This is a genomic window from Quisquiliibacterium transsilvanicum (assembly GCF_014202215.1).
Lineage (GTDB): Bacteria > Pseudomonadota > Gammaproteobacteria > Burkholderiales > Burkholderiaceae_E > Quisquiliibacterium > Quisquiliibacterium transsilvanicum.
Map to the genome: position 1 here is coordinate 130,642 of NZ_JACHGB010000006.1, position 17,986 is coordinate 148,627.

14 protein-coding genes are annotated in these 17,986 nt (G+C 70.8%); 5 read left to right on the forward strand and 9 right to left on the reverse strand.

Annotation, left to right across the window (positions count from 1 at the left end; all coding sequences use genetic code 11):
- The first annotated feature begins 297 nt into the window (after nucleotides 1-297).
- The 3 genes from HNQ70_RS15685 (at nucleotide 298) to HNQ70_RS15695 (ending at nucleotide 3,281) form a co-directional block, all read left to right on the forward strand.
- Nucleotides 298-1,062: a crotonase/enoyl-CoA hydratase family protein gene (locus tag HNQ70_RS15685; protein ID WP_183969428.1), complete on the forward strand. Its 765-nt coding sequence runs from the start codon at nucleotides 298-300 to the stop codon at nucleotides 1,060-1,062.
- A gap of 339 nt (nucleotides 1,063-1,401) precedes the next feature.
- The gene (locus HNQ70_RS15690; protein ID WP_183969921.1) at nucleotides 1,402-1,965 is read left to right on the forward strand and encodes a cysteine dioxygenase family protein; all 564 of its coding nucleotides are present in this window, start codon (nucleotides 1,402-1,404) and stop codon (nucleotides 1,963-1,965) included.
- The gene (locus HNQ70_RS15695) at nucleotides 1,962-3,281 is read left to right on the forward strand and encodes an MFS transporter (RefSeq protein ID WP_183969430.1); all 1,320 of its coding nucleotides are present in this window, start codon (nucleotides 1,962-1,964) and stop codon (nucleotides 3,279-3,281) included. The genes HNQ70_RS15690 and HNQ70_RS15695 overlap by 4 nt, the downstream gene beginning before the upstream one ends.
- A gap of 36 nt (nucleotides 3,282-3,317) precedes the next feature.
- On the opposite strand, the gene HNQ70_RS15700 is transcribed toward HNQ70_RS15695, so the two are convergent.
- Both HNQ70_RS15700 and ppk1 read right to left on the reverse strand, forming a co-directional pair.
- Nucleotides 3,318-5,429 (reverse strand): PhoX family protein, encoded by a 2,112-nt coding sequence (locus HNQ70_RS15700; protein ID WP_183969432.1) that lies wholly within the window; start codon nucleotides 5,427-5,429, stop codon nucleotides 3,318-3,320.
- 74 nt (nucleotides 5,430-5,503) lie between these two features.
- Nucleotides 5,504-7,567: a polyphosphate kinase 1 gene (gene ppk1, locus HNQ70_RS15705; protein ID WP_183969922.1), complete on the reverse strand. Its 2,064-nt coding sequence runs from the start codon at nucleotides 7,565-7,567 to the stop codon at nucleotides 5,504-5,506.
- 188 nt (nucleotides 7,568-7,755) lie between these two features.
- Between ppk1 and HNQ70_RS15710 the strand changes: the two genes are divergently transcribed.
- On the forward strand, nucleotides 7,756-9,255 hold the full coding sequence (locus HNQ70_RS15710) for a Ppx/GppA phosphatase family protein (RefSeq protein WP_183969434.1): 1,500 nt from the start codon (nucleotides 7,756-7,758) through the stop codon (nucleotides 9,253-9,255).
- A 1-nt stretch (nucleotide 9,256) separates the two neighbouring features.
- Entirely contained in the window at nucleotides 9,257-12,130 is a 2,874-nt protein-coding gene (gene plsB / locus HNQ70_RS15715) for a glycerol-3-phosphate 1-O-acyltransferase PlsB (protein WP_183969442.1), read from the forward strand.
- A gap of 62 nt (nucleotides 12,131-12,192) precedes the next feature.
- Here plsB and HNQ70_RS15720 read toward each other — a convergent pair whose 3' ends face one another.
- The 7 genes from HNQ70_RS15720 to HNQ70_RS15750 all read right to left on the reverse strand — a co-directional run bounded on the left by HNQ70_RS15720 (nucleotide 12,193) and on the right by HNQ70_RS15750 (nucleotide 17,946).
- Nucleotides 12,193-12,993, reverse strand: a complete 801-nt coding sequence (locus HNQ70_RS15720) for a GNAT family N-acetyltransferase (protein ID WP_183969444.1) — start codon at nucleotides 12,991-12,993, stop codon at nucleotides 12,193-12,195.
- A gap of 156 nt (nucleotides 12,994-13,149) precedes the next feature.
- Nucleotides 13,150-13,614 (reverse strand): SixA phosphatase family protein, encoded by a 465-nt coding sequence (locus HNQ70_RS15725; protein ID WP_183969446.1) that lies wholly within the window; start codon nucleotides 13,612-13,614, stop codon nucleotides 13,150-13,152.
- A gap of 84 nt (nucleotides 13,615-13,698) precedes the next feature.
- Nucleotides 13,699-14,001, reverse strand: a complete 303-nt coding sequence (locus HNQ70_RS15730; RefSeq protein ID WP_183969448.1) for a YfhL family 4Fe-4S dicluster ferredoxin — start codon at nucleotides 13,999-14,001, stop codon at nucleotides 13,699-13,701.
- 14 nt (nucleotides 14,002-14,015) lie between these two features.
- Nucleotides 14,016-14,507, reverse strand: coding sequence for a pantetheine-phosphate adenylyltransferase (gene coaD / locus HNQ70_RS15735; protein ID WP_183969450.1), 492 nt, complete (start codon nucleotides 14,505-14,507; stop codon nucleotides 14,016-14,018).
- 1 nt (nucleotide 14,508) lies between these two features.
- The gene (rsmD, locus tag HNQ70_RS15740; RefSeq protein WP_343060804.1) at nucleotides 14,509-15,102 is read right to left on the reverse strand and encodes a 16S rRNA (guanine(966)-N(2))-methyltransferase RsmD; all 594 of its coding nucleotides are present in this window, start codon (nucleotides 15,100-15,102) and stop codon (nucleotides 14,509-14,511) included.
- Between the two features lie 2 nt (nucleotides 15,103-15,104).
- On the reverse strand, nucleotides 15,105-16,433 hold the full coding sequence (locus HNQ70_RS15745) for a M16 family metallopeptidase (protein ID WP_183969926.1): 1,329 nt from the start codon (nucleotides 16,431-16,433) through the stop codon (nucleotides 15,105-15,107).
- 73 nt (nucleotides 16,434-16,506) lie between these two features.
- Entirely contained in the window at nucleotides 16,507-17,946 is a 1,440-nt protein-coding gene (locus HNQ70_RS15750) for a M16 family metallopeptidase (RefSeq protein WP_183969452.1), read from the reverse strand.
- Nucleotides 17,947-17,986 lie beyond the last annotated feature (40 nt).

A 17,986-nucleotide genomic window follows, 5' to 3' on the forward strand; every position in this document is an offset into this window, starting at 1 on the left:
CGGAGCCGGCAAGGTGGCACTGCTGCGGATGGGGCGGTTCACGGGCGGCAGGGGCGATCGGAATCGTGTGGCGGGGACGGTCGTGCGGGGGTGGTCGGAACCCGGGGTCCGGCTGCGAATGGTACGGAAATTCCGGCAGGCCGCGCGCGGCTCCGGCCGCGGGGTCGAACCCCGTCGAACGAACCGCCCCGATTCGACTCCGCCCGGCGCCTCGGGCATTCTTATGGGCTATCCGGGCCCGGGCAGGTCCAGCCATTGCCCTCTTCCAGATCCAACCTTTCACAGGAGAACCGCGACATGACCAGCGAAGTGATCGTCAAGGCCGAGAACGGCATCCAGATCATCACCATCAACCGCCCCGAGGCGAAGAACGCGATGAGCAAGGCCGCGGCCGAGGGCATCGCCGCCGCGATCGACGAGCTCGAGAGCCGCGCCGACCTCACCGTTGCCATCCTGACCGGCGCCGGCGGCACCTTCTGCTCCGGCATGGACCTCAAGGGCTTCCTGCGCGGCGAGCGTCCCAGCGTCGAGGGCCGCGGCTTCGGCGGCATCACCGAGCGCCCGCCGAGGAAGCCGATCATCGCGGCAGTCGAGGGCTACGCGCTGGCAGGCGGCTTCGAACTCGCGCTGGCCTGCGACCTGATCATTGCCGCCGAAGACGCCAAGTTCGGCGTGCCCGAGGTCAAGCGCGGCCTGGTCGCCGCTGCCGGCGGCGTCATCCGCCTGCCGCGCCGCATCCCCTACCACGTGGCGATGGAGTACGTGCTGACCGGCGACCACATGCCGGCCGCCGATGCCCACCGCTTCGGCCTGGTGAACAAGCTGGTGCCCAAGGGCCAGGCGCTGCAGGGCGCGATCGAGATGGCCGCCCGCATCACCGCCAACGGCCCGCTGGCGATCGCCGCGAGCAAGCGCATCGTCGCCGAGTCCTTCGACTGGCACGCCGAGGAAATGTGGAAGAAGCAGGCCGAGATCATCGCGCCGGTCTTCACCTCCGCCGACGCCCGCGAAGGCGCTGCCGCCTTCGCCGAGAAGCGCGCGCCGAAGTGGCAGGGCAAGTGATCCGCGCCTGATCGACGGAATCTGGACACCGCCCTCGACGGGGCGGCGTTCAGAGCAGGAGCGCCGCGCGCCGGGAAGTTTCCGGCCGCGGCGTTCTGTTTTCGGGATCGGCCGCGAAGCTCGCTCCGATCGGCCGCGGCAGATCTTCCGACCGGTCGCAGTCTCAAGTTCGTTTCGCCCGGGCGTCGGCGATGCGCCGCCCGCGTTTGCGCTACGCTCGTCCCTGCGCCGTTGCCCGAAGGCCGGGCCAGCGCTCCCGAAGGAGAACACGCAGTGCCGCCGCCCGTCCCGCCTTCCCCCACCGACCGCATCGCGCCGCTGCGCGAGTTCGTCACCGGCATGACCCGCCTGGTCGACCGGACCGCCGACGAGCCCACCCTGCTGGCGCGCGGGCGCGAGCTGCTCGCCGCGCTGATCGCCGACGACGCCTGGCTGCCCGGCGAATTCGCCGAACCCGCGGTGGACACCTACCGCCAATATCTGCTGCACTGCGACCCGCTGGAGCGCTTCTGCGTGGTCAGCTTCGTCTGGGGCCCGGGCCACCGCACGCCGATCCACGACCACACCGTCTGGGGGCTGGTGGGCGTGCTGCGCGGCGCCGAGCGCTGCACCGAGTACGCGCCAAATGAAGGCAGCGTCGTGGCGCGCGGCCTGGAGCACACGATGAAGCCGGGAATGATCGAGGCGGTGTCGCCGACCGTGGGCGACTGGCACCTGGTGGCCAATGCGCTGGAGGACCGCCCCTCGGTGAGCATCCACGTCTACGGCGCCAACATCGGCGCGGTGCGCCGCCATCGCCTGGACGACGCCGGACGCATCGTCGACTTCGTCTCGGGCTATTCGTCGGCGCGCCTGCCCAACCTCTGGGACCGCTCGGCGGAAGTGCGCGCCGGCAAGGCGTGAACCCCGCGGGCGCGCAGCGCCACCCCGGCGCGTCGCTGATCGTCGCGCTGGGCATCACGCAGATCGTCGGCTGGGGCTCGATCTTCTACAGCTTCGGCTTCCTGATGGCGCCGATGCAGGAAGCCCTCGGCCTGGGCCGGGGCGCAGTGGGCGGCGCCTTCTCGGTGGCGCTGCTGTGTTCCGGGCTGCTCGCGCCCCGCGTCGGGGCCACCATCGACCGCGTCGGCGGACGCCGGCTGATGACCGCGGGCTCGCTTGCGGTGGCAGTGCTGCTGTTCGCGTTGTCGCGTGCCGAGTCCGCCCCGGCGCTCTATCTGATCTACGCGGGGCTGGGCGCAGCGATGGCCTGCACGCTGTACGAGCCGACCTTCGTGGTCCTCACGCATGCATTCCGGGCCAACCCGCGCCGGGCGATCACGCTGGTCACCCTGTTCGGCGGACTGGCGGGCACCATCTTCTGGCCGCTGACGCAGGCGCTGATCGGCTGGCTGGGCTGGCGCGACACGCTGCTTGTGCTCGCCGGGCTCAACCTGCTGGTGAGCGCGCCGCTGCACGCGCTCCTGGTACCCGACCTCGGCGCAGAGGGCCCGGCGGTACCGCCGGCTGCCGCACCGTCGGCTGGAGCACCGTCGGCTGGAGCACCGTCGGCCGGGGCCGGGACGGCAGCAATGCCGGCGACGGCTGCAGCGGCCGCTCCGCCCTCGCCGGCCCCCTCCGAAGCCGCCCCGGAGGCGGTGCGCAAGGACCCGCTCTTCAAGGCGCTTCGCCTGAGCTTCATCGGCCACGCGCTGCTGTTCTCCACGCTGTCGGCCCACCTGATGGCGCTGCTGCAGGCCAAGGGGCTGTCGACTTCGGACGCGGCGCTGATCGGCGCAATGATCGGGCCGATGCAGGTGGTCGGGCGGCTGCTCGAACTTGGCTGGGGACGCCGGCTGCCGATCCTGAACCTGGGCGTGATCGCGATCTGCACCCTGCCCCTGGCGCTGCTGCTGCTGTGGTCGATGCCCGCAGGCACGACCTTCTGGATCCTGGCGCTGTTCGCGCTGCCCTATGGCCTTGGCAACGGGCTGATCACCATCGTGCGCGGCAGCGCGGTGGTGGAGCTGTGGGGCCGCAGCCACTACGGCAGGATCCAGGGCGCGATCGCGCGCCCGGTGCTTGCTGCGACCGCGACCGGCCCGCTGGCTGCCTCGCTGCTCTGGGAACTGCTGGGCGACTACGATCACGTGCTGCTGGTGCTGATCGGGGTCGCTGCGGTGGCCGCGGTGACGCTGGTGCGCGCGGCGCGGCAGCGTCACCGCGCCGCGGCCCGCTGAAGCCCGCCGGGCGGCGCCCGGCCGGCCCCGCGAGACTCAGGTGCCGATCACGCCCCCGTCGGCGCGCCGTACCACCAGCACGGTGGAGCGGGGACGCCTGGCGGCCGCGCCGTCCGGCCAGGTCGAGAACTTCGTCGGCTCGCGCGCGATGTCGTTGTCGCCGTAGGTGCTGCCGTCGGTCTTCTTCGGAGCGTTGGGATGACCGCCGACCTCGCCCGGGTGCTGGATGCCGACGAACATCGTCTTCATGTCCGGCGAGAACGTCAGCCCGGTGACCTCGCAGCCGCTGGGGCCGACCAGGAAGCGCTTGACCTCGCCGGTGAGGACGTCGGCCATCAGCATCTGGTTGTTGCCCTGGCCGTCGTACTCGCCGGAATTGTTGTAGCTGCCATCGGTCTGGATCCAGAGCCGGCCCAGGAAGTCGAAGCCGATGCCATCGGGACTGTTGAACTGGTTGTCCACGGTGATCGCCGCCGAACCCGAACGCAGGTCGCTGCGGTCCGGGTACTTCTTCGGGTTGCCGGCGATCAGGAAGATGTCCCAGTCGAAGCTCGTCGCGGTCACGTCGCCGCCAGCCTCGTTCCAGCGGATGATCGAGCCCCACAGGTTGTTGGCGCGCGGGTTGGCGTCGTCGACCGCCGGACGGGCGCTGCCGGCCACCGTGCTGCCGTCGGCCTTGTTGCTCGAGGCGGTCGTGGTGCCGCGCCGGTTGTTGTTGGTCAGCGCGCAGTAGACCTCGCCGGCCTTCTTCGGGTTGGCCGTGATCCACTCGGGCCGGTCCATCATCGTGGCGCCGAGCCGATCGGCGGCCTGGCGGGTGCGGATCAGCACGTCGGCCTGGCTGGCGAAGCCGTTCTCCGGCGTCAGGCCGTTCTGGCCGAACACCAGCGGCATCCACACGCCCGTGCCCTTCTGGTCGCCGGCGGTGGCGCCGGCGTCGAAGCGCGCTACGTACAGCGTGCCGGACTCCAGCAGGTCGCGGTTGCCGGCGGCGTCGCCCGCCTTGTAGGCGCGGTCGCTGACGAACTTGTAGATGTACTCGTTGCGCTCGTCGTCGCCCGAGTAGACCACCACCTTGCCGTTGGGGGCGACCACCACCTCGGCGTTCTCGTGCTTGAAGCGGCCCAGCGCGGTGCGCTTCTTCGGCTTGGACGCCGGGTTGAAGGGATCGATCTCGACGATCCAGCCGTGGCGGTTCGGCTCGTTGGGCGTGGCGTTGACGTCGAAGCGCGGATCCACCTCGTGCCAGCGGTAGCCGAAGCCGTCCCTGGCGACGCCGTAGCGGTTCTCCAGCGCGTTCGGTGTGCGCTCGCCGTTCCAGCCGAAGTAGCCGTTGAAGTTCTCCTCGCAGGTCACGTAGGTGCCCCAGGGCGTCCAGCCGGCGGCGCAGTTGTTCAGCGTGCCCAGCACCTCGCTGCCCGAGGGGTCGGCGGCAGTGCGCAGCAACGCATGGCCGGCAGCAGGACCGGTGACGTCCATCGGGGTGTAGCCGGTGATGCGCCGGTTGTAGACCGAGCCCTGCACCATCGACCACTTGCCGTCGGAGCCGCGCTGCACTTCGGCAACCGACACGCCGTGGGCCGCGAGCGCCTTCTTGACCTTGTCGAAGCTGAACGGGTTGCGCCAGTCGGCGGCGTCGTTGCCCGGAGCGTAGAAGTACTCGGGGTTGATGTATTCGTGGTTCGACACGAACAGGCCGCGATCGCTGCGCGGCTTGCCGGCGCCGTCTGCGAACGGGAAGAACCAGTTGCCGTCGCAGTTGTCGCCGAACTGCATCTCCTGCGCCTGCCAGGTGTCGTTGCCGTCGCCGATCCAGGCCGGCGCACCATTGACCAGCGGGTCGCCCCAGCGCAGCAGAGGCTCCGCAACGTAGCCCTCGGGAACCTGGACGTTGTCAGCGATCGAGATCGCGATCGGCTTGAAGGAGGACTGCACCGGCGCCGGCGTCGCCGCATCGTCGCCGCCGTCGCCATCGCTGCCGCAGGCGCTCAGCCCAAGGCCCATGAAGGACAGCGCAGCAAGGCCCAGGCCTGACTTGAGCATCGAACGCCGGGCCGGCGAACGCGCGATCGCGCGTTCGACGAGTTCGGTCAGATTGGTGTTCGGGGACGGGTTCGAGACGCCGTCGTCATCGAGGAGATGGGACATTTCCGGGCACGCTCCAGCTTGGATTGGAACGCCGGAGTATTCGCCGCGACGATGACGGCGCAGTGACGCGCAGATTACACGCCGGTGTCGGGCTCCGGCTTGCCCACCAGCTTGGCCATCAGGCGCAATTGCGACACCCGCCGTGCCCCGCGCGGCCGCCGGCGCGCGTAGCTGCCGTCCGGCGCCATCACCCAGGCCATGCAGTTGTCGCGCAGGTGCTCCTGGATGCCTTCCTCGATCACCCGGCGCTTGAGGCGACCCTCGCGAATCGGGAAGGCGACCTCGACCCGCCGCAGCAGGTTGCGGTCCATCCAGTCGGCCGAGGCGAGCCAGACATCGCGCGCGCCGTCGTTCCAGAAGTAGTAGATGCGGCTGTGCTCGAGGAAGCGCCCGACCACCGAGAGCACCCGGATGTTCTCGGACAGGCCCGGCACGCCGGGGCTGAGCGCGCACACTCCGCGCACGATCAGGTCGATCTTCACCCCCGCCTGGCTGGCCTTGTAGAGCTCCTCGATCACCCGCGGCTCGAGCAGTGCGTTGACCTTGGCGGCGAGGTAGCCGCGCCGCCCTGCCTTTGCGTGCTCCGCCTCGCGGCGGATCGCCTCCAGCACGCCGTCATGCAGCGTGAACGGGGCCTGCAGCAGCGCGTTGAGCTCGCCTGCCTGGCCCAGGCCGGTGAGCCTGCGGAAGATCTCGTGGACGTCGGCGCAGATTTCCTCGTTGGCGGTGAACAGCCCGAAGTCCTCGTAGAGCCGCGCGGTGCGCGGGTGATAGTTGCCGGTTCCGAGGTGGACATAGCGCCGCAGGCGGCCTGACTCGCGGCGCAGCACCAGCGCCATCTTGGCGTGCGTCTTGTGGCCGACCACGCCGTAGATCACGTGCGCGCCGGCGCGCTCCAGTCGCTCGGCCCAGTTGATGTTGGCTTCCTCGTCGAAGCGCGCCATCAGCTCGAGCACCACAGTGACCTCCTTGCCGGCGCGCGCAGCCGCCAGCAGAGATTCCATCAGCACCGAGTCGGCCCCGGTGCGATAGACGGTCTGCCGGATCGCGACCACGTTGGGGTCGGTGGCCGCGGAACTCAGGAACTCCATCACCGGCACGAAGGACTCGTAGGGGTGATGCATCAGGATGTCGGCCTTGCGGATGGCATCGAACAGGTCGCGACCGCGCAGCGCGGCGGGCACCGCCGGCTCGAAACGCGGGAACTTGAGGTCCGCCCGGTCGACCAGGTCGATCACCTGCGCCAGGCGGCTGAGGTTGACCGGCCCGTCGACCATGTAGCAGTCCTCGCGGGTGAGGTCGAACTCGCGCAGCAGGAGCTCGAGCACCGCTTCAGGGCAGCCGGAGGACACCTCCAGGCGCACCGCGTCGCCGTAGTGACGCTGAGGCAGCTCCCCCTGCAGCGCGGCACGCAGGTCGGTGATCTCCTCTTCGTCGACGAACAGCTCGCTGTTGCGCGTGACGCGGAACTGGTGGACGCCGCGCACGTTCAGCCCCGGGAACAGCGAACCGACGAAGCCGAGCAGCACCGAGGTGAGCATCATCATCCCGTCGCGCACCCCCGACACCTCGCTGGGCACCCGCAGCACCCGCGGCAGCGCGCGCGGAGCCTGCACCACCGCGAAACCGGGGTGCCGCCCGAAGGCGTCCTGTCCCTCGAGCTCGACGATGAAGTTGAGGCTCTTGTTGAGGATGCGCGGAAAGGGATGCGCGGGGTCGAGCGCGATCGGCGTGAGCAGCGGTTCAATGTCGTCATGGAACAGGCGCTCCGCCCATTCGCGCTGGGTCTCGTTCCAGCTGCCGCTCATGTGCAGGACGATGCCCTCGGCGGCCAGCGCCGGGATCAGCTGGTGGTTGAGAACCGCGTACTTGCGGACCACCAGCCTGCCCGCCCGCTCGGCGACGCGCCGCATGCACTCGCGCACCTGGGCGGTGTCGGGCCGGTCGACCAGCGCCAGCTCGCGCAGCTCGGCCATGCGGACCTCGAACAGCTCGTCGAGGTTGCTCGACACGATCGTGACGTAGCGCAGCCGCTCGAGCAGCGGCACCTCGAGATCCTCGGCCATCGCCAGGACGCGTTCGTTGAAGGCGAGGATCCCCAGCTCTCGGTTGAGCAGTCGCGGGTACTCCTGCCCGATCGGAGCATGGGTAGTCATCTTCACGAGTGTCGGTCGCTCGGATGACGATTTGATGACATTGCCGTTCTTTGCCATGCTGCCCATCCTGGCTGCCTCCCGGAGGCTGCCGCCACTGCGGCATGCCCTGCAATGCGGTACCCTGCGCGGCGCAAGACGCTCTTCGCGCCGCCCACCCGAACCTGCCATCGATGACCGGACCTCGCTTGCTCGCCGCAGTGGACCTGGGGTCCAACAGCTTTCGCCTGCTGATCGGCAGGGTCGAGACCACCGATTTCGGCATGCAGATCCTGCCCCTGGACACGCTCAAGGAGTCGGTGCGGCTCGCCGCCGGCCTGGATGGCGAGAACATGCTCGACGCCGCCGCACGCCAGCGCGGCGTCGACGCACTGTATCGCTTCGGCGAACGACTGCGCTCGTTCAGCCCGGACACGGTGCGCGTTGTCGCCACCAACACGCTGCGGGTGGCCCGCAATGCCGCGCACTTCCTGGCGAGCGCGGAAGCCGCGCTGGGCTTCCCCATCGACGTCATCGCAGGACGCGAGGAAGCACGGCTGATCTACATGGGGGCGGCGCACGCGCTGCCAGCGGACGCCGCGCACCGGCTGATCGTCGACATCGGCGGGGGCTCCACCGAGTGCATGCTGGGCGAGGGCTACACGCCGGCGCTGCTGGAGTCTGCGCCCGTGGGCTGCGTGTCGCTCTCCGAACGCTTCTTCCCCGGCGGCGAGGTGGACGCGCGCAACTTCGAACAGGCGCGCTTCGCTGCCCGGGATACGCTGGCCCCGATCGGCGCCGCCTATCGGGAGCACGGCTGGGGCTACGCGGTGGGGACTTCAGGAACGGCGAAGGCGCTGACGCAGATCGCGCAGCTGGCCTTCGGACTGCCGGTGCTCAACCGCGACGCGCTGGACCGGATGGCGCGGCTACTGCAGAAGGCCGGTCATGCGGACCGCCTGAAGCTCGACGGGCTGCGCGCCGACCGGCGGCCTGTGTTCGCCGGCGGCCTGGCGCTGATGTCCGCGGTGTTCGACGAGCTCGAGGTCGACGAGATGCGCTACTGCGCGGCGGCGCTGCGCGAGGGCGTGCTCTACGACCTGCTCGGCCGCGACGCGGGCGCCGACATGCGCGAGATCACGGTGGCGCAGATGCGCAGCCGCTATGCGGTGTCGGAGAGCCACGGACGGCGGGTGGCGGCCACCGCGCTCGCGCTGTACGACCAGGCTGCGCGCGGCGTGGCCGAACTGCTGCACGAGCACCGGGAGCTGCTGCGCTGGACTGCGGAACTCGCCGAAACGGGCAGGACCATCTCCCACGAGAACTTCCACCGCCACAGCGCCTACGTCCTGCGCAACGCCGACATGCCCGGCTTCACTCGCGCGGAGCAGACGCTGATGTCGCACATCGCGCTCGGCCAGGTCGGCGGACTGCGCAAGCTGCGCGAACTGGTCGCCGACGAGCGCGTGTGGCTGATGATCCTCTGCCTGCGCCTGGCCTCCATCCTTCACCGGCGGCGCGACGGCGCCCACGTGCCCCTGCCGGCGCTGTTCCTCAAGCGTCGCAGGGTGCGCCTCGAGCTGCCGCGCGTCTGGGCCCTCGAGCATCCGCTGAGCGACGCCACGCTGACCGCCGAGGCGGCAGCCTGGAACGAGATCGGAGTGTTCGAGCACGTCAGCTACGAACGGATCTGAAATGCGCGCGCTCGACCGCTTCATCCTCGCGCTGCTGCGGCCGCTGCTGCGCCTGGTGGTGCGGCACCGCAGCCTGCCGGACGATCCGGACCTGCTCGGGATCGACCGCTCCCGCCCGGTCTGCTATGCGCTTCACATCCGCCAGCTGTCGGCCTTCCTGGTGCTGGACGACGTCGCGCGCCGCCTGGGCCTGCCGCTGCCGTCGGCGCCGCTCGACGTGGGCGCAGCTCCTGAGCCCAGCTCCTTCTTCTTCCTGACCCGCAGCGGCCAGCCCTCGCCGCTGCGGCGCAATCCTTACGAGTACTCGAAGCGGCTGGAGCGGCTGATCGCCGCGGTGGAGGCGGATCCCGCGCTGGACGTCCAGGTCGTGCCGGTGAGCATCTTCTGGGGTCGCGCGCCGGACAAGCAGGATTCGGTGCTCAAGGCGCTCTTCGCCGACAGCTGGGTGGCGCCCGGCTTCCTGCGCCAGGCACTGCGGCTGCTGATCCACGGCCGCCAGACCCAGCTCAGCTTCGGCGCGCCGATCTCCCTGCGGGCAGTGCTGCGCGAGTGCGCCGGCGAACCCGTTGAGCGCCGTTCGCCGCTGCGCCGGGTCGGCAGGCTGCTGCGCACGGAGTTCCGCCGCGAGCGCGAGCTGGCAGTGGGTCCCAACCTGTCGCACCGCCAGACGCTGATCAACGTCATCGTCGACGCGCCCGCAGTGCGCTGCGCCATCGACGAGGAGGCTGGCCGGCGCCGGATCAAGACCGAGCAGGCCGAGCTCGCCGCCCGGCGCATCGCCTATGAAATCGCCTCCGACTACTCCTACCCCTTCATCCGCGCCTACGACGTGGCCCTGGGCGCGCTGTGGAACCGCATGTACAGCGGCGTGGAGGTGCATCGCTTCGAGGACATCGCCCAGGCCGGCGCCGGCGCCGAGATCGTCTACGTGCCCTGCCACCGCAGCCACTTCGACTACCTGCTGCTCTCCTACGTCATCTACCACCGCGGACTGCTGCCGCCGCACATCGCGGCGGGCGGCAACCTGAACCTGCCGGTGGTGGGCGCGCTGCTGCGCAAGGGCGGGGCGTTCTTCCTGCGGCGCAGCTTCAAGGGCGAAGCCCTGTTCGCCGCCGTGTTCAAGGAGTACCTGCACACCATCATGCGCCAGGGCTTCCCCATCGAGTACTTCGTCGAGGGCGGCCGCAGCCGCACCGGCCGCATGCTGCCGCCCAAGACCGGAATGCTCGGCATGACGGTCGACAGCCACCTGAGGGCGCCGAGCCGTCCGGTGGTCTTCGTTCCGGTCTACATCGGCTACGAACAGGTCTTCGAGGGCGACAGCTACGTCGCCGAACTCTCCGGGCAGCCCAAGCGCAAGGAGACCCTCGGCGGCCTGCTGCGCGCGATCGCCGACATCCGCGGACGCCGCTTCGGAAAGGTGCACGTCAACATCGGCGAGCCGATCCGCCTGGACCGGGTGCTCGACGCGCACTGGCCGGACTGGCGCAGGGAGGCGGTCGCCGCGGCGCGCGGTGAAGCGGGCGACGGTGATGCGAGCGGCGGTGATGCGCCCAAGGGTGAAGCGAGCGGCGGGGATGCGCGCGACGGTGTTGCGCGTGGCGTTGAATCGGGCGTTGAATCGGGCGTTGAATCGGGCGTTGAATCGGGCGTTGAATCGGGCGGTGTGTCGGCGCCGGCCGAGGCGGCACAGCTGAGCTTTCTCGAGGACGGCAGCGACCGCGCCGAAGCGACCGCGAAGCGCCCGTCCCGGCCGGACGGCCCCGCCGACCGGCGCGAGGCCACGGTGAAGGCGCTGGGCCGGGAAATCGTCACCCACATCAACGATGCGCTGGTGATCAACCCCGTCAACCTGCTGGCCACCGCGATGCAGGGCGCGTCGCGGCAGGCGATGGACGCCGGTCGGCTCGCGGAGCAGATCGACCTGCTCGCCAGCCTCGCAGGCCGGATTCCCTACTCGCGGCGGCAGCAGCTCAGCGCGATGGACGGCGCCGCGGTCATCGCGCACGCGCAGCAGCAGGGCTGGATCGAGCGCATCGCGCACCCGCTCGGCGACATCGTGCGCGTGGTCCCGCGCCAAGTGCCGCTGCTCGCCTACTTCCGCAACAACGTGCTGCACGCCTGGGCGCTGCCCTCGCTCGTGGCCTGCCTGGTGCTGCGCGACCCGCGCATCACCATCGCGCGGATGCGCGAGCTGACCCGCCAGCTCTTCCCCTTCCTGCGCGCGGAAATGTTCCTGTCCTGGCCGGAGGCCACGCTGGACGCCCGGGTGGACGCCTGCATCGACCTGCTCGCGGAACTGGGCCTGCTGGACGTGGAAGGAGCGGTCGAGGCGGATCAGCCCGCCACCCGGCTGCGCGAGTTCGCATTGCGCGCCCGCGACGGCGCGCTGCTGCTGGCGCCCGCGCCGAACCGGCGCGAAGCACTCGCGCTGCAGGGTCTGGCCCGGGTGATCAGCCAGCCACTGGAGCGCTACTTCCTGACCGTGAAGGCGCTGGTGGGCTCGGGCAGCGGAACGCTCTCGCCGGCCGCGCTGGAGGAGCGCTGCGTGCTGCTGGCCGAACGCTTCGCCTATCTGTACGAGCCGGATGGCCCGGATTTCACCGACCCGGTGGCCTTCCGCTCGGTCGTGACCACGCTGCAGGAGGCCGGGCTGGCGCAGCTGCGCGATGGCACGCTGCACTTCGGCCCGCCGCTGCAGCGCAGCGCCCGCGATGCCGACCACCTGCTCTCCGACGAAGTGCGATCGGCGATCGCGCATGCCGGAGCGCTGCCCCAGTCCGACCTGGAGCATGCGCCCGACCTGGGCGCGCACCGCACGAAGCCGGCGGCGCGACGTCGGCGGGCGCTGCGGCCGGCCAAGCCGCGGCGCTGAACGGGCGATCCGGCCGCGGCGCGACAGCGCCACTGCGCCACCGCCTGCGCCACCGCAGCGCTTCACTGCATGAAGCGGCGCTGGTACCGGCCGGTCAGCTCGTCGAGACGCAGCATCATCGGAAAGTCGGCGCAGCCGAACTCGTCGTCGCGGCTGGGCTCACCCAGCAGCTTCGCCCCGGCGCGCAGGTAGCCGCGCATCAGCGGAGGAATCGGGGCATCGCCCGCGCCAGCGGCCTCGGTTCCGGCGCCAAGGTCGAGCCGCTGTCGCGGCCACACGCGCAGCGTCTCGTCGGCAAGGTGCCTGCGGGCGAGCGAGTGGTAAAGACGCGACGCATGCGCGCCGCCGTCGGCCAGCGGCACGCTGACGCAGCCCAGCAGGTGCCGGTGCCCGCACGAAGCGAGCAGCGCGCCGATGCCAGACCACAGCAGCATGATGGTCGCGCCGGTCCGGTAGTCCGGATGCACGCAGGCCCGGCCCAGCTCGACGATCGAGTCGCGCAGCGGGTTCAGGCGGGTCAGCCAGAATTCCCGGTCCGAGTAGAGGCAGCCGAGCAGCCGCGCCTGCTCGGGGAGCATCACGCGATAGGTGCCGACCACCGCGCCGCTGGCACTGTCGCTGACGACAAGGTGCCGGCAGTAGGGATCGAAGATGTCTCGGTCGACGCCGTCGCGCGCGCCGTGGCTGGCGCCGAGTTCACCGACGAACACGCGGTAGCGCAGGCGAAGCGCCTGCTCGACCTCTTCAGGAGTTTCGGCCACCGTGACGACCAGATCCCCGGCACGGGCGATCGGGGCTGGGGATGGGGTGCTGGGCGCCTTCAGCAGCGCGGGGAGGCGCGCATCGGCATGCACTGCGGTCATCGGCGGTCTCCTTGGTTCGGGGATGACCGCAAGATGCCGGGACGCCATGTCCTGCCGGTGACGGGGCGATGAAGATTGGATGAAACTCCCGCAGCCGGCGTCGCGAGCGAGGCGCCGGCCACGGCGGACCGGGGCCGCGCCGGGGCGCCGCGCGACTCAGATCTGCTCGGGGGAGATCACGGTGCGCAGCACCAGCTGGCGGCGGTCGTCGCGCTCGCGGGTGGACAGCCACCAGATCGCGCCCTTGCGCACGCTCCAGTCCGCCTCCTGACCGGAGAGCAGCAGGCTGGCCAGCCGTCCGAGCGTCGGCTGGTGGCCGACCAGGATGACCGTGCCCGCCGCGTCTCGCGGCCCCTCAGGCCATTCGATGGCAGCGAGGCAGTCGGGGACGTCGCCGTCGGGGGCGAGCCGCAGGTCCACCCGATAGCCGGGGCCGAGCGCGTCCGCCGTCTGACGGGTCCGCTGCGCCGGACTCGCGAGCACCACGTAGCGCTCCGGCAGCTTCGGCTTGAGCCAGGCGGCCATCTTCTCCGCCTGCTTGCGGCCGCGCGCGGTGAGCCTGCGCCCGAGATCGGGCTCCGCGTCCTCGGCCTCGGCGTGCCGCCACAGGATCAGGTTCATCGGCGCCTCCACGGAAAGACCGGCATCATCCCCCGCCCGTGTTACGGGCGCATGTCGGCGCGACGGAATCGGCGCGCCGGATCGTCACCTGCCGGTCGCAGGGGCGGCCGGCTGGCCTGCGGGATCCGCTGGCCCTGCCGCGCCCGCCTCGAGCCGGCGGAATTTCGCCTCGAGCTCCTCGCGCGTTTCCGGATGCCGGGGATCGTTGGGGATGCAGTCCACCGGGCAGACCTGCCGGCACTGGGGCTCGTCGAAGTGGCCGACGCACTCGGTGCACAGCGCGGGGTCGATCACGTAGATCTCCGGACCCATCGAGATCGCGCCGTTCGGGCACTCCGGCTCGCAGACGTCGCAGTTGATGCATTCGTCGGTGATCTTGAGTGCCATCGCGGGCTCCTGCCTCAGCCGCGCTTGAGCGAGGCGACCTTCTCGCGCAGCCGCGCTTCGACCTTCGACGACACGAACTGCCCCACCTCGCCGCCCATGATCGCGATCTCGCGCACCAGCGTGGCGGACACGAACTGGTAGCGCTCGCCCGGAATCAGGAAGACCGTCTCCAGTTCCGGCATCAGGTGGCGGTTCATTCCGGCGAGCTGGAACTCGTAGTCGAAGTCGGTCACGCTGCGCAGGCCGCGCACCACCACCGTGGCGCCGTGCTTGCGCGCAAAGTCCACCATCAGCCCCGAAAAGCTCACCACCTCGACGTTGCCCAGCGGCTCGAGCACCTCGCGCGCGACGGCCAGCCGCTCCTCGGGCTCGAACAACGGGCTCTTGCCGCGGCTGTGCGCGACGCCGATGACCACGCGGTCGAAGAGCGACGATGCACGCCGCACGAGATCCTCGTGACCGCCGGTGAGGGGGTCGAAGGTGCCGGGATAGACCGCTGTCGCCATGTCAGTCGCTTTCCTGTGGAATCGAACGAAGGACCAGATGGTAGAACACCTGGCCCGCGCGGCCGGCGCGCGCGATCCGGAAGCCCGGGCCCAGCAGCCGCCCGAGCACATCCTCGGTCAGCGCCTCTCCGCTTTCGACGTAGATCGCCGCCTGTTCCGACAGCACCGGCGGCAGCAGCGGCAGCACCCGTTCGAGCCAGCCCGCACCGAAGGGCGGATCGAGCAGCACGAGGTCGAAACGCAGCCCTTCCCTGCGGGCACGATCCAGCGCCGCCAGCGCATCGCCCGGCAGCAGCGAGACCTGTGCCGCGCCGAGCCGGGCGATGGTGGCGCGGATGGCGGCCTGGGCGCGCCGGTCCTTCTCCACCAGCCATACGGTCGCCGCGCCGCGCGACGCCGCCTCCAGGCCGAGGGCGCCGGTGCCCGCGAACAGGTCCAGGCAGCTGGCGCCGGCGAGATCGCCGCCCAGCCAGTTGAACAGCGTCTCGCGCACCCGGTCGGGCGTCGGGCGCAGGCCCTCGACCTCGGGCACCTGGAGCGGCGTGCGCTTCCAGGCGCCGCCGACGATGCGCACGCGATGCGGTGCAGCGCCCACGTTCAGCGGCCGTCGTCGCCGACGACGACGGTGACCAGCCGGTCAGCGCGGACGTGCCGCGCGAAGGCGTCCCGGATCTGCTGCGCGCTGACCTCCTCGACCCGCTGCGGCCAGCGCTCGAGCCAGTCCAGAGGCAGGCGGTACCAGCCGATGGTGGTGAGGTTGTCGAGGATCTTGCCGTTGCTGTCGATGCGCAGCGGGAAGCCGCCCACCAGGTTCGCCTTCGCCGCCTTGAGCTCGTCCGCTGAGGGCCCGTCGGCGAGGAAGCGCGACAGCGTCTCGCGCACCACCTGCAGCGCCAGCCCGGTCTGCTCCTTCTTGGTCTGCAGGCCGATGGTGAAGGGTCCGGGCTGCAGCGACGGGGAGAAGTAGGAATAGACGCTGTACGCCAGGCCGCGCTTCTCGCGCACCTCGTCGTAGAGACGGGACACGAAGCCGCCGCCGCCGAGCACATAGTTGCCCACCATCAGCGCGAACTGGTCGGGATCGCCCCAGGCGATGGCCGGCGCACCGACCAGGATGTGGCTCTGGCTGGCCGGGTGAGCGATGCGCCGCTCGATCGCCTGCCCTGGGCGCGCCACCTCGGGCAGCGCCGGCGACGGGCTGCCGGCGGGCAGGCGTGCGGTGAGCCGCTGCGCGATCGACTCGGCCTGGGCGCGGGTCACCGCGCCGATCATCGCGACCACTGCCCGGTCCGCCGAGTAGTGCGCGCGATGGAAGGCGACGAGGTCGTCGCGCGTGACTGCGGCCACCGTCTCGGGTGTGGCATGCCGGCCATAGGGATGACCGGGATAGAGCAGCGCGGAGAACTCCTGGCCGGCGATGGTCTCGGGCTTGGTCTGGGCCTCGCGCAGCGCCTGGATCACGCGCTCCTTTTCGCGCGCGAGAACCTCGGCCGGGAAGGTGGGTTCGGCCAGCAGCCGCTCGAGCATCTCGAGCGCGGCGCCGAGCTCCTCCGCGCTGGACAGCGTGCGCAGCGAGACGGTGGCCCGGTCGCTGCTGGCGCCGCCGCCTCGCTGCGCGCCCACCGAAGCGAAGCGCTCGGCGATCTCCGGCTCCCCGAGCCCCGGGACGCCCTTGCCGAGCATCGTGTTGGTCAGCGATGCGAGGCCGACGCGGTCGGCGGCGCCGTAGCGGCCGCCCGCATCGAAGGTGATCGCCAGGTCGAGCATCGGGATGGCCGGCGCATGGACGAAGAAGACCCGCGCGCCCGAGGACGTGGTCCAGTGCTCGATCGGGAGCACGGCGTGGGCACGTCCGGGCCACAGCGCAGCGAGCAGCAGGAAGGTCAGCAGAAGGAAGGTCGGCGCGCCGCGGGCGGGGCGCACCATGCGACCGTGGCGGAGGCCGTGGACCTGCGACGAACGGGAAAGGGAAAGGACGAGGCTCATCGGTGGATCCGGTTCAGTGACGCAGGCCGGCAGGCGGGCGGGCGCCTGCGTTTTCGACTGGCTGAGGCAGCAGGGTGACGACGGTCAGCGCATCCTCGCCAAACCACCGGCGGGCGGCCTCGCGCACCTGCGCGGGGCTGACTGCGCGGATGCGCTCGAGCACCCGGTCGGCGTCGCGGTGCGAGAAGCCCACGCTCTCCAGCCCGGCCGCCTCCATCGCCTGGCCGAAGACGGAATCGCGCTGGTAGACGCGGCTGGCGACGTACTGCGTCTTGACCCTGCGCAGTTCCTCCTCGCTGACGCCCTCCTCGGCAATGCGCCGCACCTGCGCCAGCAGCGCCCGCTCGAGCGCAGCAGCGTCCTGGCCCGCGGCGGGCGTGCCGGACAGCAGGAACAGCACCGGTCCCCGGGAGAACATGTCGTAGCCAGCGCCGGCCTGGTTCGCGACGCGCGACTCCCGCACCACCGAGCGGGTGAGCCGGCCGTTCTCGTCCAGGTCCAGCACGGCGGCAAGGACCTCGAGCGCGTAGGGGTCGCTGTCGCGCTCGACGTCGCTCAACGAGGGCACGCGAAAGCCCATCAGCAGGTAGGGGTTCTCGGCGGGCGCCTTGACCCACAGGCGCCGCACGCCGCGCTGCGGCGGCTCTTCCTGGGGCTTGCGCGCCGGCAGCGCTCGCGCCGGGATGCCGCCGTAGGTGCGCTCCGCCAGCGCGAACGCCTCGTCGGGCGCAACGTCGCCCGCCACCACCAGCAGCGCGTTGTTCGGCGCGTACCAGCGCTCGTACCAGTCGCGCGCATCATCGACGGTCATCGACTGCAGGTCGTTCATCCAGCCCACCACCGGCGTGCGCACCGGGGAGGCGACGAAGGCGGCAGCCATCAGCTGCTCGTAGACCAGCGCGGTGGCGCGGTCTTCGGTGCGCCAGCGGCGCTCCTCCATCACCACCTTCACTTCGCGCGCGAACTCGTCCGCATCGAGCACCAGGTTGGCCATCCGGTCGGCCTCGAGCGCCATCACCTCACCGAGGCGGGAACGATGCACCTGCTGGAAGTAGCCGGTGTAGTCACGCGAAGTGAAGGCATTCTCGCGGCCGCCCATCGCCGCGACCCTGCGCGAGAACTCGCCGGGCGCGAGGGTGCGCGTGGCCTTGAACATCAGGTGCTCGAGCACGTGGGCCACTCCGGTGCGGCCGCTCGCCTCGTCGTAGGAACCGGCGCGGTACCAGACCATGTGGGCCACGGTGGGCGCGCGATGATCCTCGATGACGAGCATCTTCATGCCGTTGGCCAGCGTTCGCTCGGTGGTCTGCGCTGACGCGGCCCCCACGGCCCAGGGCAGCGCGAGCGCGAGCAGCAGGGCCTGCAGCCAGGTCCGCGCAGATCGGGGTGCGCGCAACGCCCCGGGCCTGGCGAAGCGAAGGGAGACGAAGAACTGACGGGCGGGTCGGGGCATCTATGGGGGTCCGGGTTCGGGGTGCGGATAGAATTGTCTC